The organism is Peterkaempfera podocarpi (assembly GCF_042466665.1).
Classification (GTDB): Bacteria; Actinomycetota; Actinomycetes; order Streptomycetales; family Streptomycetaceae; genus Peterkaempfera; species Peterkaempfera podocarpi.
On sequence record NZ_CP162102.1, the window covers coordinates 4,448,979 to 4,470,101 of the forward strand.

General features: G+C 69.5%; 17 protein-coding genes. 9 read left to right on the top strand and 8 right to left on the bottom strand.

Annotation, left to right across the window (positions count from 1 at the left end; translation table 11 throughout):
- Positions 1-659: 659 nt before the first annotated feature.
- Positions 660-2,705: a chromosomal replication initiator protein DnaA gene (gene dnaA, locus AB0761_RS19525; RefSeq protein ID WP_377270358.1), complete on the bottom strand. Its 2,046-nt coding sequence runs from the start codon at positions 2,703-2,705 to the stop codon at positions 660-662.
- A gap of 424 nt (positions 2,706-3,129) precedes the next feature.
- On the opposite strand from dnaA, the gene rpmH reads away from it, so the two are divergent.
- From rpmH to AB0761_RS19570, 9 genes are all read left to right on the top strand, one after another.
- Complete coding sequence (gene rpmH, locus AB0761_RS19530) at positions 3,130-3,267, top strand: 50S ribosomal protein L34 (protein ID WP_003975051.1); 138 nt, start codon at positions 3,130-3,132, stop codon at positions 3,265-3,267.
- A 20-nt stretch (positions 3,268-3,287) separates the two neighbouring features.
- Positions 3,288-3,719: a ribonuclease P protein component gene (rnpA, locus tag AB0761_RS19535; RefSeq protein WP_377270361.1), complete on the top strand. Its 432-nt coding sequence runs from the start codon at positions 3,288-3,290 to the stop codon at positions 3,717-3,719.
- A complete protein-coding gene (yidD, locus tag AB0761_RS19540) occupies positions 3,716-4,045 on the top strand; it encodes a membrane protein insertion efficiency factor YidD (RefSeq protein ID WP_377270362.1) in 330 nt (109 codons plus the stop codon). The genes rnpA and yidD overlap by 4 nt, the downstream gene beginning before the upstream one ends.
- 2 nt (positions 4,046-4,047) lie before the next feature.
- Positions 4,048-5,199, top strand: coding sequence for a membrane protein insertase YidC (yidC, locus tag AB0761_RS19545; protein ID WP_377270363.1), 1,152 nt, complete (start codon positions 4,048-4,050; stop codon positions 5,197-5,199).
- Between the two features lie 47 nt (positions 5,200-5,246).
- Positions 5,247-5,789, top strand: a complete 543-nt coding sequence (locus AB0761_RS19550; RefSeq protein ID WP_377270364.1) for a protein jag — start codon at positions 5,247-5,249, stop codon at positions 5,787-5,789.
- A 152-nt stretch (positions 5,790-5,941) separates the two neighbouring features.
- Positions 5,942-6,733, top strand: coding sequence for a 16S rRNA (guanine(527)-N(7))-methyltransferase RsmG (gene rsmG / locus AB0761_RS19555; RefSeq protein WP_377270365.1), 792 nt, complete (start codon positions 5,942-5,944; stop codon positions 6,731-6,733).
- Positions 6,734-7,331: 598 nt separating this feature from the next.
- A complete protein-coding gene (locus tag AB0761_RS19560) occupies positions 7,332-8,321 on the top strand; it encodes an AAA family ATPase (protein ID WP_377270366.1) in 990 nt (329 codons plus the stop codon).
- On the top strand, positions 8,318-9,466 hold the full coding sequence (locus AB0761_RS19565) for a ParB/RepB/Spo0J family partition protein (protein WP_377270367.1): 1,149 nt from the start codon (positions 8,318-8,320) through the stop codon (positions 9,464-9,466). The genes AB0761_RS19560 and AB0761_RS19565 overlap by 4 nt, the downstream gene beginning before the upstream one ends.
- Positions 9,467-9,861: 395 nt before the next feature.
- On the top strand, positions 9,862-10,479 hold the full coding sequence (locus AB0761_RS19570; RefSeq protein WP_377270368.1) for a GNAT family N-acetyltransferase: 618 nt from the start codon (positions 9,862-9,864) through the stop codon (positions 10,477-10,479).
- 75 nt (positions 10,480-10,554) lie between these two features.
- Here the strand turns inward: AB0761_RS19570 and trxA are convergent, their stop codons facing one another.
- The 7 genes from trxA to AB0761_RS19605 all read right to left on the bottom strand — a co-directional run bounded on the left by trxA (position 10,555) and on the right by AB0761_RS19605 (position 20,987).
- Complete coding sequence (trxA, locus tag AB0761_RS19575) at positions 10,555-10,887, bottom strand: thioredoxin (RefSeq protein ID WP_377270369.1); 333 nt, start codon at positions 10,885-10,887, stop codon at positions 10,555-10,557.
- 153 nt (positions 10,888-11,040) lie between these two features.
- Positions 11,041-12,024: a thioredoxin-disulfide reductase gene (trxB, locus tag AB0761_RS19580; RefSeq protein ID WP_377270370.1), complete on the bottom strand. Its 984-nt coding sequence runs from the start codon at positions 12,022-12,024 to the stop codon at positions 11,041-11,043.
- A 114-nt stretch (positions 12,025-12,138) separates the two neighbouring features.
- Positions 12,139-13,140 carry an anti-sigma factor family protein gene (locus tag AB0761_RS19585; protein ID WP_377270371.1) on the bottom strand — a complete coding sequence of 334 codons (1,002 nt, stop codon included), beginning with the start codon at positions 13,138-13,140 and terminating at the stop codon, positions 12,139-12,141.
- Positions 13,137-13,946, bottom strand: a complete 810-nt coding sequence (sigM, locus tag AB0761_RS19590) for an RNA polymerase sigma factor SigM (protein ID WP_377270372.1) — start codon at positions 13,944-13,946, stop codon at positions 13,137-13,139. Before sigM ends, AB0761_RS19585 begins: the two co-directional genes overlap by 4 nt.
- Positions 13,947-14,027: 81 nt before the next feature.
- On the bottom strand, positions 14,028-15,680 hold the full coding sequence (locus tag AB0761_RS19595; protein WP_377270373.1) for a serine/threonine protein kinase: 1,653 nt from the start codon (positions 15,678-15,680) through the stop codon (positions 14,028-14,030).
- Positions 15,681-16,364: 684 nt separating this feature from the next.
- Positions 16,365-18,521, bottom strand: coding sequence for a murein biosynthesis integral membrane protein MurJ (murJ, locus tag AB0761_RS19600; RefSeq protein ID WP_377270374.1), 2,157 nt, complete (start codon positions 18,519-18,521; stop codon positions 16,365-16,367).
- Between the two features lie 39 nt (positions 18,522-18,560).
- On the bottom strand, positions 18,561-20,987 hold the full coding sequence (locus tag AB0761_RS19605; RefSeq protein WP_377270375.1) for a DUF6049 family protein: 2,427 nt from the start codon (positions 20,985-20,987) through the stop codon (positions 18,561-18,563).
- Positions 20,988-21,123 lie beyond the last annotated feature (136 nt).

The window sequence follows — 21,123 nt, forward strand, 5'->3', positions numbered from 1 at the left end:
CATCGGGGGATCTCTAGGTAGTGGTAGTAGTAGGGGCTGTGGATTAGGTGGATAACCCCGTTTTCCCAGCTCAGACCCACTTTTTTATCCACCGGGCCTGTGGGTGGAGCCGTGGATGAACCGGCCTCTTCTGTGGACGGCGGAAGTTTCCCCACAGCGCTTCCACAGCTGTCCCCAGGTTCTCCCCAGCACTGTCCCCAAGTTTTACCCAGGTTTCCCACCGGCCACACCTCCACGTCCGTGTGACCGCTTTCACACGGACCGGTGAAGTCGGCGTTTCGCTTGTCGAACTGTGGACGTTGCTGTGGAGAAGCTGGGGACAACCACCCTGGACCTGGGGATGGGCCGTGGACAACCGTGGCGCCGCGTTGACGCCGCTTCAGTCGTCCACAGCTTGTGGATGCCGGTAACCCACAAGTCCACAGGCCGCTGAGCTGGAGCTACGAGCGTACCGCCGTGCCTGCTGTGGAGGAGATCTGGACAACCCGACAGTCCCCAGGATGTGGACGGCCGAGAATGCCGGAACCTGTGGAGTTTCCGGCATTGCCTCGTATCTGTTCGAATTCCTGCGCATCCGTGCGAACCGGGAAGCAGGCAGAGAAAGACAGCGGGGCGCCGGGAGAACACTCCCGGCGCCCCGCTCTCGGGCTTTTCCGCAGTCAGCTCTTGATGCGGTTGGTGAGCTCGGTGACCTGGTTGTAGATGGACCGCCGCTCCGCCATCAGCGAGCGGATCTTGCGGTCGGCGTGCATCACCGTGGTGTGGTCCCGGCCGCCGAACTGGGCGCCGATCTTGGGCAGCGAGAGGTCGGTGAGCTCACGGCAGAGGTACATGGCGATCTGCCGTGCGGTCACCAGGACCCGGCTCCGCGAGGAGCCGCAGAGGTCCTCCACACCCAGCCCGAAGTAGGCGGCGGTCTGCTCCATGATGGTCTTCGCCGTGATCTCCGGTCCGGCCTCCTCGCCGCCGGGGATCAGGTCCTTCAGCACTATCCCGGTGAGCTCCAGGTCCACCGGGGCCCGGTTGAGGCTGGCGAAGGCGGTGACACGGATCAGCGCTCCCTCCAGCTCGCGGATGTTGCGGGAGATCCGGGAGGCGATGAACTCCAGCACCTCCGGCGGAGCGTTGAGCTGCTCCTGGATCGCCTTCTTCCGCAGGATCGCGATCCTGGTCTCCAGCTCGGGCGGCTGGACGTCGGTGATCAGACCCCACTCGAAGCGGTTGCGCAGCCGGTCCTCCAGGGTGACGAGCTGCTTGGGCGGCCGGTCCGAGGAGAGCACGATCTGCTTGTTGGCGTTGTGCAGGGTGTTGAAGGTGTGGAAGAACTCCTCCTGCGTCGACTCCTTGCTCGCCAGGAACTGGATGTCGTCGACCAGCAGGATGTCCATGTCGCGGTAGCGCTTGCGGAAGGCGTCCGCCTTGCCGTCGCGGATGGAGTTGATGAACTCGTTGGTGAACTCCTCCGAGCTCACGTAGCGCACCCGGGTCCCGGGATAGAGGCTCCGCGAGTAGTGCCCGATGGCGTGCAGCAGGTGTGTCTTGCCGAGGCCGGACTCGCCGTAGATGAAGAGCGGGTTGTACGCCTTGGCCGGTGCCTCGGCGACCGCCACCGCCGCGGCGTGGGCGAAGCGGTTGCTGGCACCGATGACAAAGGTGTCGAAGAGGTACTTGGGGTTCAGCCGGGCGGCAGGCTCGTCCTTGCGCGGCGTGCTGCCGCCGGCCGGTCCGCCGGGCACCGGATGCCCGCCCGGCCCCTTGGGCACCGGGGCGCCCGAGGGGGGTACCGCGGGTCCTGCGGCCGGCCTGGTGGGGCCGCCGTCCGCCGGACGCTCGGGGTGCGGACGCCCGTCACCCTCGCCGGCCGCGCCGCGGCTGCCCGGGCGTGCCGTCTCGCCGTACTCGCCGCCCAGCAGATCACCCTGGGTGCCGCGGGTGTCCCGGGGCGTCTCCGGCGGCAGCTGGCGGAAGCCCTCGGGGGGAGTCGTGGAGCGCTCCGGGTGGGGCGGCCAGTCACGCGGCCGGCCCTCGGCGCCGGGCCACTCTCCGGGTGCCCGGTCCGGGGTGTCGCTCTCGTAGCCGCGGCGGTCCTGCGGGTAGGAGGGATCGCCGTAGCCCGGAGCGGAGGCCCAGTTGTTCTGGTCCGACCATCCGGGGCGCTGCTCGTACGGAGCCGGGCGCTGCTCGTAGCCGTTCTCGTACCCGCTGTCGTAGCGGCGCTGCTCGTACCCCTGGTCGTAGCCGCCGCGCGGCCCGCCGGGCGTCCAGCCGCTCCAGGGGCCCTCCTGAGCGGGCTGCCCGTGGCTCTGCCAGCCGCCGCCCTCGCCGCCGGGCCCGGAGCGGTAGTCGCGGTCCTCCCGGTAGTCACGGTCCTCGCGGTACTCCGGGCGGCCGGGCTCGGACTCGGGCCGCTCCGGGGCAGCTGCGGCAGCAGGAGGCATCGCATTGGCGTCCACCATGACCGCGATCCGCACCGGACGGCCGAACTCGCCACCCAGGATCTCGGTCAGCAGCGGCAGCAGCCGTCCCTCCAGAACCTGCTTGGCGCGCTCGTTGGGTGTGGCCAGCAGGGCGGTGTCATGCATCATCCACATGGGCTGCGTACGGCGCAGCCACATCTTGTCGCTGTCCCCGACACTCGCGTCGTCGACCAGCCGCTCGACGACCTTTGCCCAGGCCGGGGCAAGGTCGCTGTTGACATCAGCCACTGGTGCACGCTTTCTCGTTCCACCGCTGGGGGTGGTCTTGGTCGGGGGCGCTTGACCCACGGACGTGTGGGTCAACGGTAGGCGGGGAATGCAGAGAGGTTCTGCAACGGTAATCAGCCGCCGCGCCTTGCGACAAGTTGTTGTCCACAGGCTGTGTACAGCCGGGCCCGGCAGGATTCGGGTGATGCCTGCGACGGCGCGCCCATCACCCGGTTTGACCCATGGTCCCCCGTCCGCGTACCGTAACCAGGTCGAGTTGTCGATGGCCGCTGCCGCATGCCCGCGGGTCAACCGCTTCTACCAGGCGCGCAGCACGGGCGCCGTGGATCACCTTGTTCGTCGAGGTGATGAGGAGATCGCGCGGACGCACGGTGACGGCCAAGCGGCGCCCCGCCACCCTACGATTGATCCCTGGAGCCCCCGAGTGAGCAAGCGCACCTTCCAGCCGAACAACCGCCGCCGCGCGAAGACCCACGGGTTCCGGCTGCGTATGCGCACCCGTGCCGGCCGCGCCATCCTGGCGACTCGCCGCAGCAAGGGCCGCGCGCGTCTGTCGGCCTGATCCGTCTACAGGGTCATGCTGTGCTGCCCACCGAGAATCGGCTGAGGCGGCGCCAGGACTTCGCGACCGCGGTGAAACGCGGCCGCCGTGCCGGTAAGCCACTTCTCGTCGTACACCTCAGCCGAGGTGCGGCGACAGGTGGGCCGGACGGCGGACGGAACGACTTCGGCCCGCACGCGCCGAGGGAGACTGCTCCCCCGGCGCGTGCGGGTTTCGTCGTGAGCAAGGCTGTCGGCCCTGCGGTGGTCCGCAATCTTGTCAAGCGTCGTCTGCGTCACCTTGTCCGGGAGCGTGTGTCGCTGCTTCCCACAGGTAGCCTGATAGTGGTACGCGCGCTGCCCCCGGCGGGGGCGGCGGACTACGCGGACCTGGAGCGCGACTTGGATGCAGCCCTTCGAAGGCTGCTCAGGACGGAGACGACAGCCATCGGGCCGACGGGAGCAGGGCGATGAAGTACCTGCTGATGGGGCTCATCCGGGTCTACCAGTGGACCATCAGCCCGCTGCTCGGCCCCGTGTGCAGGTACTACCCGTCCTGTTCGCACTACGGCTACGAGGCGATCCGGGTGCACGGCGCTGTGAAAGGCACCGGCCTCACCGCCTGGCGCATCCTGCGCTGCAATCCCTGGTCCCCCGGAGGTGTGGACCATGTACCGCCGCGCAAGCGGCCCGTGTGGCACCAGCGGCTGCGCGGTGCCATGGCCGCCTCGTCAGCGGACCCCCAGACTTCCAGCCGTGCCGAGAGCCCGGCGCCCACACCCAACGCCGGAGGAGCCTGAACGTGTGGAGCTTTCTTAATCCCCTCTTCACCGCGGTTTCCTGGATCATCGTCCAGTTCCACACGCTGTACAGCCATGTCTTCAACCCGGACAGCGGATGGGCCTGGGGCCTCTCCATCGTCTCGCTGGTGGTCCTGATCCGGATCTGCCTGATCCCGCTCTTTGTGAAGCAGATCAAGGCGACCCGGGCCATGCAGGCGATCCAGCCGAAGATGAAGGCCATCCAGGAGCGCTACAAGAACGACCGGCAGCGCCAGTCCGAAGAGATGATGAAGCTCTACAAGGAGGCGGGCACCAACCCCTTCTCGAGCTGCCTTCCCATCCTGGTGCAGTCCCCGTTCTTCATCTCGCTCTACCAGGTGCTGAACCACATCGCCCGAAACGAGCCGGTCGGTGTCATCAATGGGAGCCTGCTGGCCAGCGCCCAGCGGGCGCACATCTTCGGGGCTCCGCTCTCGGTGAAGTTCACCGACTCGGCGGACAAGGTCAGCGCTCTGGGCGCCTCCCTCACCGATGTTCGTGTCGTCACGATCACGATGATCATCCTGATGTCGCTGTCGCAGTTCATCACCCAGCGCCAGCTGATGACCAAGAACGTGGACCTCACGGTCAAGACCCCGTTCATGCAGCAGCAGAAGATGCTGATGTATGTCTTCCCGGTCATGTTCGCCGTCTTCGGCATCAACTTCCCGGTCGGCGTGCTGGTGTACTGGCTCACCACCAACGTCTGGACCATGGGCCAGCAGCTCTTTGTCATCCGCCGCAACCCGACCCCCGGCAGCGCGGCCTGGAAGGACCGCCAGGAGCGGCTGCGCAGGGCCGGCAAGCTCGCCGCGGACGGCACCGTGGTGAAGGGCGGCATCACCTCTCTGGTCAAGGGCGGCAAGCCGGAGGCGGCCGAGTCGGCGACCGAGCCTGCCCAGGTGGTCCGCCAGCAGCCCAAGCGGCAGACCAAGTCCCAGCGGCAGCAGACCTCAACTGCGGGCAAGCCGTCCGTCGGCACTGCGAGCGATGCGGACAAGGCGGGTACCGGCACGGCGGAGACCGGCGGGACGGGCACCGGCAAGGCGTCGACCGCCGATGGCAAGCGATCCGGGCAGCCGGGCAAGCGGACCCCGCAGCCGGCCGGTCAGCGGCCCAAGAAGAAGTCCTGACCGGCACCCCCTGAACGTTGTCCCCTCTTCCCCGAAGGAGTCCCTCCGTGACGGAAGGCACCACCTCCGCTGCTGCGGACGCCCCCGCGACCGCTTCCGCAGCAAAGACTGATCTGATCGCCCAGCTGGAGCAGGAGGGCGAGATCGCGGCCGACTACCTCGAGGGTCTGCTGGACATCGCCGACCTCGACGGTGACATCGACATGGACGTCGAGGGCGACCGTGCGTCGGTGTCGATCGTCAGCGAGGGCGGTGGGCCGCAGCGCGGGCTGCAGCGCCTGGTCGGCCAGGACGGTGAGGTACTGGAGGCGCTCCAGGAGCTGACTCGGCTGGCAGTGCACCGGGAGACCGGCGAGCGCAGCCGGCTGATGCTGGACATTGCGGGATTCCGGGCGCGTCGCCGGGCGGAGCTGACCGAGCTGGGCAGCAACGCGGCTCGGGAGGCCAAGGAGTCCGGTGAGCCGGTGAAGCTGAGCCCGATGACCCCCTTCGAGCGCAAGGTGGTGCATGACGCGGTGGCCGCCGCCGGCCTGCGCAGCGAGTCCGAGGGCGAGGAGCCGCAGCGCCGCGTGGTTGTGCTGCCGGCCTGAGGCGGCTGACCGACACTGGACATGATGTGCACGGTGACGGCCCCGTCCGCCTCGCGCGGGCGGGGCCGTCCTGCTGCGGTCGCGGGTCGGAGGATGTTTCACGTGAAACAGCACGATGGGTCGGTGCGTGCGTGGTGAGGGAAGAGGCTGGGATGGAGACAGGTACGCCTGCCACGGCGCCCGAGGAGGGGCTGCCGGAGGAGGGGCTGCCGGAGGCGCCGCCCGCGGCCAGGACGGTCTTCGGGGAGCGCTTTGAGGCGGCGGTGCGCTACGCCGAGCTGCTGGCTTCCGCAGGGGTGCAGCGCGGCCTGATCGGGCCGCGTGAGGTGCCTCGGCTCTGGGAGCGCCATGTGCTGAACTGCGCGGTGCTGGCGGAGGTGGTCCCCCAGGGGGTCACGCTCTGCGATGTCGGTTCGGGTGCGGGGCTGCCGGGGATCCCGGTGGCACTGGCTCGTCCGGATCTCTCGGTGACCCTGCTGGAACCGTTGCTGCGGCGGACCAACTTTCTGGAGGAGGCCGTCAGGGATCTCGGCCTCTCCAATGTCACGGTGCTGCGGGGGCGGGCCGAGGAGATGATCGGCAGGCTCTCCGTGGATGTGGTGACGGCCAGGGCGGTGGCCCCGCTGGACCGTCTGGCGGGCTGGGGGCTGCCGCTGCTGCGTCCTTACGGGGAGATGCTGGCGCTGAAGGGTGACTCGGCGGAGCAGGAGCTCTCGGAGGCCCGGGGGGCGCTGACCAAGCTTGGTGCGGTGGAGTGGTCGGTGGTGCGGGCCGGTGCGGGGACGGTCGAGACCCCGACCCATGTGGTCCGCGTCCAGGTGGGTGAGAGTCCGGGTGGGGTGCGGGCGGCGACCCGTCGCGCCAAGGCGGCTCGGGCGGACCGGGCAGGCGGCGGTGTTCGGGGCTCCGCCGGTGGCCGCGGGGGCGGACGCCGCCGACGTTGAGGCGTGGGCAGTGGTCCTTACAGGGGCGGTGGCGGATTCCTTGGCCACCGCCCCTTGAGTTTGCCTCGGAGTGTCGCTACTTCAGATATGCGACAAAACGGGCATGGTGTTTCACGTGAAACGTCGATCCCTACTTCCAGGAATCTTGAGCCGCAGCAGGGCTGCGGGCTTCGAGCCACCGTCTGTGATGGGTTCGGGGGGCCCTCCGGGTGAAGATCCGGTTGCGGAAGGAGCGGATGGTCCACAACCCGCACCCAAGCGGCCGCGGCTGCGCGATGATGCCTCGAAGACCTCAGTTTCCACCGCGCACTCCGCCGACATTCCCGGATTCGCCGTTCAGAGCGGGCGCGGTGGCGGTGACCGGCCCGGAGAGGGGAGCCGACCCTTGCAGTCCGATGTTCATGGCACTCAGCCGATGACCGACTCCATGGACCCAGCCGCCGCAGCCGCTCTGTGGTCCGGCCGAAGGTCTGATCCCCTGCCGGGCCCGCGGGAGGAGGCCCATCCCGCAGGCGCCGGGTCCATGCAGCCGGACCTGACTCACCAAGCCCTGTCCCCCATGCACGGCGTCGATGTTTCACGTGAAACACTGGCGCGCATGCAGGATGCCGAGACTCCCCCGCCGATCGACATCGGGCCCGTTGTCGACACCCCCATCGGGAGGGCGGCCCAGCTTGCCGTGGAGGCACTGGGCCGTACCGGAGAGGGACTGCCGAGGCCGGCGGAGACCAGGGTCATCGTGGTCGCCAACCAGAAGGGTGGCGTCGGCAAGACGACCACCACCGTCAATCTGGCCGCGTCGCTGGCCCTGCATGGCTGCCGGGTGCTGGTCGTCGACCTCGACCCCCAGGGCAATGCCTCCACCGCTCTGGGCGTCGACCACCATGCCGAGGTCCCCTCGATCTACGAGGTCCTGGTGGAGGGCAAGCCGCTGGCCGATGTGGTGCAGCCCGTGGTGGAGGTGGAGGGGCTCTTCTGCGTCCCGGCCACCATCGACCTGGCCGGCGCCGAGATCGAGCTGGTCTCCCTGGTGGCCCGGGAGAGCCGGCTGCAGCGCGCCATCGAGGCGTATGAGCAGCCGCTGGACTATGTCCTCATCGACTGCCCGCCGTCGCTCGGTCTGCTGACCGTGAACGCCCTGGTCGCCGGTCGGGAGGTGCTGATCCCGATCCAGTGCGAGTACTACGCGCTGGAGGGTCTCGGTCAGCTGCTGCGCAATGTGGAGCTGGTGCGAGCGCACCTCAACCCGCAGCTGCATGTCTCCACCATCCTCCTCACCATGTATGACGCGCGGACCAGGCTGGCCGCCCAGGTGGCCGAGGAGGTGCGCAGCCACTTCAGCAAGGAGGTGCTGCGTACGGCGATCCCGCGGTCGGTGCGGATTTCGGAGGCCCCGAGTTACGGCCAGACGGTTCTCACCTACGATCCGGGTTCCAGCGGTGCGCTCTCCTATCTGGAGGCTGCTCGGGAGCTGGGACTGCGTAGTGTCCCGGAGGCGGAGACGGGCGCAGCTGATCGGCAGGACTACGGAGTCGGCATGCAGGCCGGTTCGGTGGAGGGACAGAGCACGATGGAGGGCAACCGGTGAGTGGTCGCAGGGGTCTGGGCCGAGGGCTCGGAGCGCTGATTCCGCCAGCTGCGGGTGAGGCGGAGACAGTGCGGCCGCAGGGTCAGCAGCCGGGGGCGCAGGGTCAGTCCCTGCCCAATGGGCGGACGTTGATCTCCCCTGGAGCGGCATCGCCGACCGCGGTACCGGTATTGCCTGCGGACCGCGGCACCGTCGCAGCCAAGGTGGCTGCCGCGGAGGCGTCCCGTGCGGGAACCGTCCCCGCCGCAGTCGAAGCCCCGGTGGCACCCGAGCCGGCGGTCGAACTGGCCCCGGTTTCCGGCGCCCGGTTCGCCGAACTCCCGCTGGATGCCATCACCCCCAACCCTCGGCAGCCCCGCGAGGTCTTTGACGAGGAGAAGCTCCAGGAGCTGGTCTCCTCCATCAAGGAGGTGGGCCTGCTGCAGCCGGTGGTGGTCCGTCAGACCGGCACCGATCGCTATGAGCTGATCATGGGTGAGCGGCGCTGGCGGGCCTCCCGTGAGGCCGGTCTGGAGTCGATCCCCGCCATCGTCCGGGCAACCGAGGACGAGAAGCTGCTGCTGGACGCTCTGCTGGAGAACCTGCACCGGGCGGAGCTCAATCCGCTGGAGGAGGCGGCGGCCTACGACCAGCTGCTGCAGGACTTCGGATGCACTCATGAGGAGCTGGCGGACCGCATCGGGCGCTCGCGGCCGCAGGTCTCCAACACCCTGAGGCTGCTGAAGGCGTCACCGGTCGTTCAGCGCAAGCTGGCTGCAGGGGTGATCTCGGCAGGACATGCCCGGGCACTGATGCAGCTGGACGATCTGGAGGTCCAGGAGAAGCTGGCGTCCAGGATCAATGCCGAGGGGCTTTCGGTGCGCACCGTGGAGGAGATGGTGCGCGGTATGGGCCAGAGCCACAAGCGCTCCGGTGCCCGTCCGGGAGGGCGGGTCTCCCCGGCCTTCGGTGAGCTCGCCACTCGGCTCTCCGACCGTTTCGAGACCCGGGTGAAGGTCGAGGTCGGCCAGCGCAACGGGAAGATCGGCAAGGGCAAGATCGTGGTTGAGTTCGCCTCGGTGGAGGATCTCAACCGCATCCTGGACAGCCTGGCGCCGGGTGAGAACTCGCTGCGGCGAGAGGGCCGGGAGCCCGCCGAGGGATAGCCTTCGCACCAGCCGACAGGGCCGGTCCGGACTCACCACGTGGAACTGCTCCACAGGGGAACCGGAGCCGGCCCTTTCTCATGGGCTCCCCAGGGTGTATCCCGAGGGCATGCCATGTCCGGGAGACCGGCGGCTCGATAGGATGCCGCCGGGCCGTGATACCGGAGGACTGCGGCAGTCACCGCCCTGGAGGGGATATGCATGGCTTGTCGCGAACGGCGCTGCTGACGATCGGGCTCGGTCTGGGTGCATGCGGCGGGTTCGTCGGAGGCCTGGTCCACGACCGGCTGCGCAGACCCCGGGTCCCTCGCCAGGTGCGGGGGGCCGGGCCGATCGGTCTCTCGGCTGGCGCGGCTGCTTGCGTTCCGCGAGGCCTCCGCGTGAGGGTATGAGGCATGGGACGCAGGATTGCTCCGCTGACGCTCGACAATCTCTCAGATCTTCCCGTGACCTGCCGCTCCTGTGTCTTCTGGGAGTTGGATCCGGTGAGCGGTGAGGCTGCGGTCAAGAGCGGCAAGCCGGAACTGGAGAAGGAGTCCTGGATCTCGGGCGTGCTGCTGGACTGGGGATCCTGCGGGCGGGTGGTCTATGTCGACGAGACCCCTGTGGGCTTTGTGCTGTACGCCCCGCCGGCCTATGTCCCCCGCTCACTGGCTTTTCCCACCAGCCCGGTCTCCCCGGATGCGGTACAGCTGATCACCGGGCGGGTGCTGCCGGGATACCAGGGGCAGGGCTTGGGGCGGGCGCTGGTGCAGACCGTCGCCAAGGATCTGGTACGTCGCGGTGTCAAGGCGATCGAGGCTTTCGGGGACGCCCGCTGGGAGACTCCAGGGTGCGTGCTGCCGGCCGACCATCTGCTGGCCGTGGGGTTCAAGACGGTTCGGACCCATCCGCGCTATCCGCGGCTCCGGCTGGAGGTTCGCTCCACGGTGTCCTGGCGGGGCGATGTGGAGGTGGCCCTGGAGCGTCTGCTGGGTGGGGCCCGCAAGGAACCGGCGCTTCGCCCTCTGTAGGGGGCTCCTGGGTGAAACGACGGGGCCGGATCTCCTGTATGGAGATCCGGCCCCGGTCGTCTGTTGCGCTGCGGGCTACTTGCCGATGAACTCGGCCAGGTCCCGGAGGAGTGCGGCCTTGGGCTTGGCGCCCACGATGGTCTTCACGACCTCGCCGCCCTGGTAGACGTTGAGGGTCGGGATGGAGAGCACACCGTACTTGGCCGGCACCGTCGGGTTGGCGTCGATGTCCAGCTTGGCGATGGTGATCTGGTCGCCGTACTCGGCCGCGATCTCCTCCAGCGCCGGGGCGATCTGGCGGCACGGGCCGCACCAGGCAGCCCAGAAGTCCACGAGCACAGGCTTGTCGCTCTTGAGGACGTCGGTCTCGAAACTGTCGTCCGTCACATGGATGGTGGCGCCGGCCACGGGAACTCCTAGTGGTGTGTCGGGGGAACGCGGTGGGTGAGGTGAGCCCGGGGGTGGTCCGGAGGTCTCACTTGCAACAACAAACGGTGCACCTGATCTGTTTCAGGCGCCACTGGAGCCGCTCTCGCTGTTTCACGTGAAACATGAACCGCATCAGATGGCGACTGCGGCCTGCTCCGGCTCGGAGGTGTGCTCCGGGGCGGTGTCGGCCAGGGCCGCGAGATAGCGCTCGGCGTCCAGCGCGGCGGAGCACCCGGTGCCGGCGGCGGTGATGGCCTGGCGATAGGTGTGGTCCACGACGTCGCCTGCGGCGAAGACGCCCACCAGGTTGGTCCGGGTCGACGGGGCCTCCACCTTGAGGTAGCCCTCGTCGTCCAGCTCCAGCTGGCCCTTGAACAGATCGGTGCGGGGGTCGTGCCCGATGGCGATGAAGAGCCCAGTGACAGGCAGCTCCCGGGTCTCGCCGGTCTCGGTGTCACGCAGGGTCAGCCCGGCAAGCTTGGGGTCGCCGTGGATGGACTCGACCGTGCTGTTCCAGGCGAAACTGATCTTCTCGTCGGCGAAGGCCCGCTCCTGCATGGCCTTGGAGGCGCGCAGGGTGTCACGACGGTGGACCAGGGTGACCGTCTTGGCGAAGCGGGAGAGGAAGGTGGCCTCCTCCAGAGCGGTGTCACCACCGCCGACCACTGCGATGTCCTGGTCGCGGAAGAAGAAGCCGTCGCAGGTGGCGCACCAGGAGACACCGCGGCCGGAGAGCTCGTCCTCGCGGGGCAGCCCCAGCTTGCGGTGCTGGGAGCCGGTGGTGACGATGACAGCCTTGGCGTGGTGGACGGTGCCCGCGGAGTCGGTGACGGTCTTGATGTCACCGGTGAGGTCGACCTCGACGATGTCGTCGGGGACCAGCTCGGCACCGAAGCGCTCGGCCTGGGCCCGCATGTTGTCCATGAGGTCGGGGCCCATGATGCCGTCGCGGAAACCCGGGAAGTTCTCGACCTCGGTGGTGTTCATCAGTGCACCGCCGGCAGAGACTGCCCCCTCGAAGACCAGCGGCTTCAGGGAGGCACGTGCGGTGTAGAGAGCGGCCGTGTAGCCCGCAGGGCCGGAGCCGATGATGATCACGTTACGGACGTCGCTCACTGCATCTCCTGGTTCGCATCGCGGCCCCGCGAAGTCTGCGGGAGGGCGGCCTGCTCCGCCGCCCGGAACAACGGTTCCCTATCTTCTCGCATTCCCAGAAGACGGCGCGCCACCTCAGCGCTTGGGAAGTGTGCGGTGCAGCTTGACTGCGCCAGGTACGGAGGGGGTTGTGAGCTCGCATGTGGAGTCGATGAGGAAGACCTCAAGCTCGTCACTGGCGTCGTCCGGATAGACGACAACCCCGACCGGATCGCCCTCGAAGGTGCCGAAGTCTGTGGCGACGGGGTCGTCCCCGTCGTGGCCGGTGGCCTCCAGCACACAGCCCGGGAGGGAGGGGGTCGCTGCCTCCTGGGGGACACCCCTGCCGTCGGCCGGTGTTCCGGCAGGCTTCAGGGCAGTGCTGGACCTGGGGCTGGCGGCAGGCTGGACCTGGTCGCTCACCAGCTGCATGATCTGCGGCCCGAGGTTCTCCACGGTGTAGGTGGTGCCACTGCCCGCAGCGTCGGGGGCTGCGGCGCCCTGGCGTCCGGGCTCCTTGAACGAGTGGGGAGCGGCTGCCGACGCGCCCTGCCTGCCGGCTGCGGCGTCTGCCTTGGAGGCAGAGGAGTTCGCGTTGGGGCCCGAGGCGAGGCCGTGGAGAAGCGCGCCACCGAAGCCGACGGCTGCAACCAGGGCTGCGGCGGAGACCAGTGTCCCCATGAGCCGGCGTCGACGGGTGGGCCTACCGGGCCCTCCTGAGCCAGGGCCCCCTGCGGGGGGACGGGTCCGGTCCTTGGGCCGCGAGCCTGGCGAACCCGGTGCGACCGGCGCAAGGGTCGGCATTCGCTCCGCTGCCAGAGCGGCATCGATACGACCGGCGACATCCGCGGGGATGGTGGGTTGCTCGACCGCGCCGAGCAGCGAGCGGATCTCCAGCAAGGCCTCATGGGTGTCGGCGCACTCCACGCAGTCGACCAGATGGGCGCGGAGCTCAGCGGCAGGGTCGGGAGCGAGAAGTTCCTCGACCAGGTCGGAGATGTCGTCGATCGCCGGATGGCCGTCGGGATAGGGAGTGCCGGCAGCCGAGTCATGGAACGGCGGGTCGGTCGGGCCGATGCCCGATGTGCTCGAGGTCATGCGGGCGCTGCACCTCCTCCTGCGGTCATGTCTCCGGCCATGTCCCCGGTCGGGAGAGCGGGACTCCTCCCTGGGACGGTTCCGCCTCCCTGGAGGTTCCCCGACTCGCCCCGACGGCGCCCCCCAGGGATGGGAGCACCGGACGGCGGCGATGTTTCACGTGAAACAGTGCGCGATGTTTCACGTGAAACAGCCTGTGAAGTGTCGTCCTGGGCGGCACGGAGATGCTTGAGCATTGGCAGCAGCCGGGCACGCCCCCGGGCGCAGCGGCTCTTGACGGTCCCGACCGGCACCCCGAGCATTCCGGCCGCCTCCGCCACCGGATAGCCCTGCATATCGACCAGTATCAGCGCCGTGCGTTGCGTGGTGGGCAGTGCGGCGAGCGCCGCGGCCAGCTCATGGCGCAGCTCGCTGCGGACCACTGGTGCATCCGCAGGCTCGTCGGCGCCGAGCAGAGCGTCGATGCCTCTGCCCTCCTCCTCCAGCGGTGAGGTCCGTCGGGAGGCGGCGCGGCGCGCTCGGTCCAGGCAGGCGTTGACCACGATGCGGTGCAGCCATGTGGTGACTGCTGAGCGCCCCTGGAAGGTATGGGCGGAACGGAAGGCGGATACCAGTGCATCCTGCAGGGCGTCGGCTGCCTCCTCCCGGTCGCCCAGAGTCCGCAGTGCGACCGCCCAGAGACGGTCGCGATGGCGGCGCACCAGCTCACCGAAGGCATCCGCGTCACCGCCCACATGGCGGGCGATGAGCTCCGCGTCGGAGAACGGTGACACGGCGGCGCCAGTGGACGGCTCCGAGCCTTCCATTGACACCTCCCCTGTCCTTGGACCGGCTTCATACCTTGCCAGGCCGTCCGCTGTTCGTCAGCTCCGGCCCCCCTGCGGCAGTCAGCCGAGGACCTGGACCTCGGAAATGCCTCCGCGGTAGGTACCGCCCCCCGAGTGCTCAGGCGGAAGCGAGGTGATGCGGATCAGCACATAGCGTGTCCTGACAGGGGCTTTCAGCTCCACGTTCAGCTGGGTGCCGACGGTCGCTGAGTCACGCAGCACGGTGGGGAAGTCGGCCAGGCGCCGGGGATCGGAGGCGCCATCGGCAGCCGCCCTCACATCCAGCTGCTGACCGGCGGCATACAGGGTGGCCTTGACCTCGGAGATGCTCTTCACACTGCCGAGGTCCACCACGATGCCGCTGCCCTGGGCGCGCTGAGGGAGATTGCCGAAGTTGGGCTGGCCGTTGAAGTGCGCGGTGACCCAGGCCGTCGAGGGGTCGCCGTCGTACGCCAGCGGGACCTTCTCTTCCGCTATGGGTCCCGACAGCGGGGAGAACTCCGTAGCGCCCTCGATGGTCAACGGCTTGGCGGGAGCATGCTGCCGCGGGTCCTTGCCGCTGTTGACCTCAGCCGAGTTGCGGCGGGTGTCGGGGCCGCCGCTGTCGTTCTGGTGGCGCAGATGGTCGGCCAGCCCCCAACTGCCGAGCCCGAGGGCGGCCAGCAGCAGCACGGCGGCGGTCCAGCGCACCGCGCGACCACCCCGGGAGCGTCGTACCACCGATGCCTGAGTCGCGACCGCCGGTGCCATGGGAGGCGGGGCCGCCGCGGGGGCAGGGCTCTGGAACGCCGACCTCATGGGCGCGGCGGGCTTCGGGTAGGCCGGCTTGGGATAGCCCTGCGGCGGATAGACCGCCGTGACCGGCTCGGGTTCGGGCTGCCGCACCTTGGGCATCAGCGCGATGGCCTTTGCCAGGTCCTCCGGAGTGGTGATGGGCTCCAGATGCCTTGGGGGCTCCTCGCAGAGAGCCTGTACGGCGATCTCCGAGAGGCCTCGGTGCACCCCTGCCCGGACCTGGTCCGGCGGCACACAGCCGATGTGTCGGGGCATGCCCTGGAGGTCGTACTTGTCCTCCGGGTAGGGCCAGCGATGGGCCAGTGCCGCATACAGCAGCGCACCGATGGCCCTGGTGTCGTCCTGCTCGGCATTGTCGTCGCTGAGCCCGTGCAGCGCCGCATCCACGGCGATTCCGTTGATCCGGAACTGGCCGCTGTCGGTGCGCAGCACGCACTTGGGAGTCAGCCGGAGATGGGACTGTCCGCGTCGGTGGGCGGCAGCCACCGCATCGGTGACCTGGCGGACCATCTGGTACGCGTCATAGGGCTCCATCGGCCCGGCGGCCAGCAGGGTCCCCAGGTCGGTGGCGTCCGGCAGCCACTCGCGGATGATGTAGACCAGATCGCCGTCGGTCACCGCGTCGAGAACCTGCACAAAGCGCGGATCGCCGAGCAGCGCCGCCGAGCGTGCGGCGGCGAGTACGGCCCGGGAGCGCTCATGACCGGCGGCGAGAAGGTGGATGCCGACCGCGCGGCGCAGCTTCTCGTCGACGGCACGCCAGCTGGTGAACACCCCGGCCTGGGAGATGCACTCCTCCAGGCGATAGCGCCCGGCGACCTTGTCTCCGCTGTGGCGCACCGGAGCGGGGAGCAGGGGGGCCACAGGTTCGTCGGCCGATGCCTCCGGGGCTGAGGTGTGCGAGGCGGCTGCGTCCACGGCGGGCGCGTCGGAAGCCGGCGCGTCCGGGGTGGGTGCGTCGGGGGTGGGTGCGTCCGGGGCCGATGCACCCGGTCCCGGCGCGTCCGGCGCAGGTGCATCTGGCGCAGGTGTGTCGGGCGCGGGTGTTTCCGGGGCCGCCTTGTCGGAGGCGGTCTCCGATGACGAGGAGGGGGCGGAGACGTCCTCGACGGGTGCCTCACCCTGGTTGCCTGGGCTTTCGGGGGTGTCCGGGCCTTCGAGGGTGTCCAGCGTACTGTCCTGCGCGGCGTCGGCTCCTTCGGTCTTGTCGGACGTCGCCGCCTCTGCTTCGTCCGATCGGGTGGACTCCTGATGCCGACTGCCGGGGGTTGTCCGTCCGTCGCCGTTGCCACCGGGAGCGACAGCGGACCCATCCGCGCCGTCCCCGGTCACCACGTCGACGGCGGCCCTGCTGCGATCCGCCACCGTCGTCCTGCCTCCCCTTGCATCGCCCCGGATGAGTACAAAGCCGTCCAGGGACAATTGTGCCCAGTCTCCCTACCCGAGTACGACCGACGGGAGGGCGTGAACGTTGCCCCGAAGGGCCGGAAGCCTCCCGGCCGGACGGTTGCGGGCCAAAGGAGATCATCCCGGTCGGGACCCCTGGAGTGCAAAGGGCCCCGGGACCGTCTACCCGGTCCCAGGGCCCTCACGCAGAACGATTCAGCGGCCGAGACGGCCCCGCACCATGCCGACCATGGAGTTGACCTCCTCGATCCGCAGCTGCCGGGCGACCGCGACAAAGACGGTCAGCTGCACCACGGCCGCGACGATCAGCGTGAGCAGATCGCCGAACCAGCCGGAGACCAGGCCGGAGATGAAGAGCGCGACGGCGATACCCGCAGCGGCCGCCGGGATACAGGCGACCAGCAGCCGGTTGTACGTCCGCCCGATCCGCCGGCCGTCGAGTTCGCCCACGCGGCGCTTGAGCTTGGGCACCGCCACAATGACGCCCACCAGGTACGCCAGGCCGTAGACCGCGGCCATGCCGGTGACCGCCCACTGGCTGGGCAGCAGCAGATAGCAGAGGGCGGAGGCCACGGCGTTGGTCGCCGCCACCCACACCGTGTTGGAGAACGGGGTGCGGGTGTCCTCGTAGGCGTAGAAGCCGCGCAGCAGCACATACTGCGCCGAGTACGGAATCAGGCCCAGGGCGAAGGCGGAGAGCATGTAGCCGATCTGGCGGCCGCCGCTGTGACCACCGAAGCCGTAGATCACCGAGCCGATCCAGGGGCCCAGGGTGAGGAAGAGGAAGGCGGCGGGGATGACCGCCACCGCGGAGGTCCGCAACCCGTAGGAGATGTCGTCGCGGACCGCGCCCGCGTCGCCGTCCGAGGCCGCGCGGGAGATCCTGGGCAGCACGGCGCTCATCACCGAGACGGTGATCACCGCTTGCGGGAGCTGCCAGATCAGCTGGGCGTTGGAGAACGCCGCCAGACCCACGCCCTGGTAGCCGTGCTTGCTGGCGATCTTCTCCGCAGCGGTGGCCAACTGGGTCACCACGAGGAAGCCGGCCTGGTTCACCAGGACGAAGAGGAAGGTCCAGCGGGCCAGCCGGGCGGCGTGGCCCAGACCGTGTCCGCGCCAGTCGAAGCGGGGCCGGTAGCGGAACCCGGCGGACCGCAGATAGGGGACCATCGCCAGGGCCTGGACGACGAGGCCCAGCAGGGTGCCGATGCCCAGCAGCCGAACGCCCTCGGGGGAGATGGTCTGCGGGCTGACATGGGTCCGGCCGGCGCTGCCGAAGGCCCAGATGTACATCCCAAAGGTGAAGATCACCACGATGTTGTTCAGGACCGGGGTCCACATCATGGCGCCGAAGCGGCCCCGGGCGTTGAGGATCTGCCCCATGACCACATGGACGCCCATGAAGAAGATCGTGGGCAGGCAGTACCGGGCCAGCGCGACCGTGGTTTCGGCGCTCGCGGGGTCCTGCATCAGTGAGGCGGACACCATTCGCACCAGGACCGGTGCGCCCACGACGGTCACGAACACCACACCGGCCAGACCCACCACGACCAGCGTGAGCAGGCGGTTCGCATAGGCGACTCCGCCGTCCTCGTCGTTCTTCATGCTGCGCACCAACTGCGGCACGAAGACCGCGTTGAGCGCGCCACCACCGACGAGGATGTAGAGCAGGGTGGGAAGCGTGTTGGCGGCCGTGTAGGAGCTGCCCATGGTGCTCACACCGATGGCTGCGGCGATGACCATGGTGCGCAGGAAGCCTGTTCCACGTGAAACAAGCGTCCCCGCGGCCATCACGGCACTGGAACTCAGCAGCCCCGAGACCTTGCCGCCGGCCTTGGGGGCAGCGGCCGCCCGGGCTTCCTCCTCCGCCTCCTCCTCCAGCTCCAGCGGGGGTTCCACGGCGATCAGCGGGACGGTGCCGGTGTTCTCGGCAGTGCTGTCACCGGCGGCTTCGCCGTACCAGTTGGGGGCGTAGTCCTCGCCGGGGACCTCCTGCTGCTGCCTGGGGCCGCCCATCAGACCGTCCATGCCGACGTACTCGGTGGTCTCGCTGTCCCAGGGCGAGCCGGGCTGCTGCTGGTACTGCGGGTACGGAGGCTGCTGTGCGGCGTAGGGGTCCTGAGCGGAGGGACCGTTCTGCGCATAGGGGTCCCGGCCGGGGTGCTCCTGGCCGTAGGGGGCGTAAGGGTCCTGGCCGTAGCCCTCCTGTGCGTAGGGCTCCTGCGCATACGGGTCGTAGGCGTAGGTCTCCTGGAGGTACGGGTCGGGGACCTGGCCCGGGGCCGGGGCGGCGGCGCCGGGTCGGCCCTGCGGGACGCGGCCCTGTGCTCTGTCGTCGCGCGGCGCGCTCATGCCACCTCTTCGCTGGTCAGGTATGGATGCCGGCGGAAATCAGGGTCCCACCTTCTCATTCCGGGCCCTCTGATCCGGTCCGTCGGCGCCGTCCACCGAAGCGTCCTGCTGCGGGGCGCCGCCGTCGTCGACGGTACCCGGCGGGTCCTGGGGCGCGCCGGAGCCGCGGTCCGGATCATCCTGCGGAGACGCGGGGGCGTCCGGGTCCGGTTCCGGGTCGTCCTTGCCTCGCTTCTTGCGCTGGAGGTAGATCCGCAGGCCGGCCAGCAGCGCCAGCAGCAGGCCGCCGGCGATCACCCAGATCACACCGCTGGTCACATCGGTCACCTCCAGGTCGAAGGTGACCGGGGGACCGTAGGGCTTGGGGTCGGCACCGGTGGTCCACAGCTGCGCCGTCATCCGGACCGGGCCATTGGCCGACGCCTTGGCCGGGAAGCGGACCGACTTCTTCAGCTCGCTGAGGATGCTCAGCCGGGCCGGGGTCGGCTGGTAGACGGTGAGGCGGGTGGCCGACGCCGACGTCAGCCGGACCTCGAGGTTGGTGACCGTCTGGCTGAGACTGTTCTCCACACTGACCTGGATCATCCCGGAGTCACCGGACAGGGTGGTGGAGCTCTTGTCCACCAGCCGCACTGCGGAGCTCAGGGTCTGCAGATAGTCCGCGACGCCCTCGCGGTAGCTGTGGCCGGTGGTCCGGTCGGTGCGCCAGGCGGTGGACATCGAGCGCAGTATCGCCGCATTGAAAGGGTCGCGGACCCGGTCGGGGGAGACGAGGATCTGCATCAGCAGGTCCAGCTGACCCTGGGTGCCCATGGAGCGGCTCAGCGCCCAGTGGCTGAGCTGGGTCGCCCGGGCCGCCTTGGGATACCGCGAGGTGCTGGGCACCTTGGTATCGGCCTGCGGGTCGGCCGGGGCCTTGGCCACCGTGCCCAGGGTGGCCTGCGAGACCCAGCGGCCCTGGGTGGCCGCGGCCATGGCCTCGGCCAGGGTGTCCGCGGCGTCGGCCGAGAGGTTGCGCGGCGGCATCACCAGGAGGCTGCGCTGCTGGTTCGGCTGCTCCAGGGTGATCGTCAGGGTCTCGGCGAGGAACCTCTGCATCGCGAGCGTACGAGCCTGCCTGGTGCTGAGGTCCCCGCTGAAGAGGTTCGACAGGGGAGCGTCGGAGACCACCGCATGGATCCCCTTGCCGATGGACCGGGCCGCGTTGACGGTCCGCGTGACCGAGTCCGACTCCGGCATGTCCGCGCCGTTCACCAGCAGAGTGGTGCCGCCGACGGTCCGGGCCGTGGCCACCACCTGGGGGTCGATATGGCCCTGGTAGGGCCAGGCGACATCGGTGCGGGCATCTGTGCCGAGGCGGTAGTCGGTGGTCACGTCGCCTGCGGTGGTGGCTCGCTTCAGCGCGGTGGAGAGACCCGCGATGCCACTGCCGTTGTGGGCGATCGAGGCCAGGTCCGGGTCGCCGTAGGGCAGCGAGACGACCTCGTCGCCGCCGGCCGCCGCGGTGTGCAGTGCCTCCAGCCAGGCGCTCGCCTGGCTGGACCCGGTGCCGGGATCGGTGTTGTCCGTGGCGGCCGCCTTGCCCTCGGTGCCCTTGTGCTGGACCCGGTAGGCCTTGGACATGGTGTCCGCGGTGTCCAGGACGTCCCCGTCGACCACCCAGGTCACCTTGGACAGGCTGCTGCCCGCCGCCACCACCTCGTTCAACCGCCCGCCCGAGGCCAGGTCGGTGGCCAGGGCGTCACTGCGCAGCACGGGGGTCAGCGAGTCCGAGTCGTTCGGCAGCGACTGCGGGACCGTCTCCGGCATGGCGGTGATCGGCCAGACCGTGGCGATCTGCGTCTTCTTGATGTCGGCAGGCTGGGAGTAGTACGGCAGATAGGTACGGGCGATGCCGAGCGTCGCCGGGAGGGTGCTCACCGTCGAGGTGCTGCCCTTGACATCGACGGCCAGTTCATAGACCCCTCGCGAGCCCAGCCCCAGCTGCGAAGCCTTGGCGGTGACCTTGAACGGGCGCTTGGCGCCGGGCGCCAGATCGGGGAGTGCGCCGCCGAGCCCGGGGATCTCCAGGCCGTCGGCGGTCACCGGACCGGTGCGCTGGAAGACGGCGGCGATCTCACTGCGGAGTCTCAGCGGCTGTCCGCCCCCGGAGCCGGTGCGCACGCCGAGGTGGGCGTTGTGCACTGCCTTCTTGCCGCTGTTGTACAGCGTGCCGGAGACGGTGACCTCGGTACTGCCCGAGGTGGCGTAGGACGGGGAGACCGAGTCGATCGAGAGGGCCACCGGAAACGCGGTGGACGGCTTGCTGGCTCCTGGCACAGCGGCCTTCCCTGCGGGGGCGGCACCGGGCGCCGCTGCTGCCGCCTGTGCAGGGGCGGCGGTGTGCACGGTGCCCGCCTGGGCCGCCGGGGCGCCCACGGCGCCCCCGAGCAGCGTCAGCGCACAGGCACCCGCCAGTGCGGCCACCCGGCGCACCGACCCGGTTCTCCCCCCGACCGCAGGACGCGGCCAGGCCCCCCCGCGTACCGTGCTGCCTCGCCCACGCGCCTCGCCCTCGCCGTTCTCATCGGTGTCGTCGGTCTCGTGCCGTACGTGTTCTACA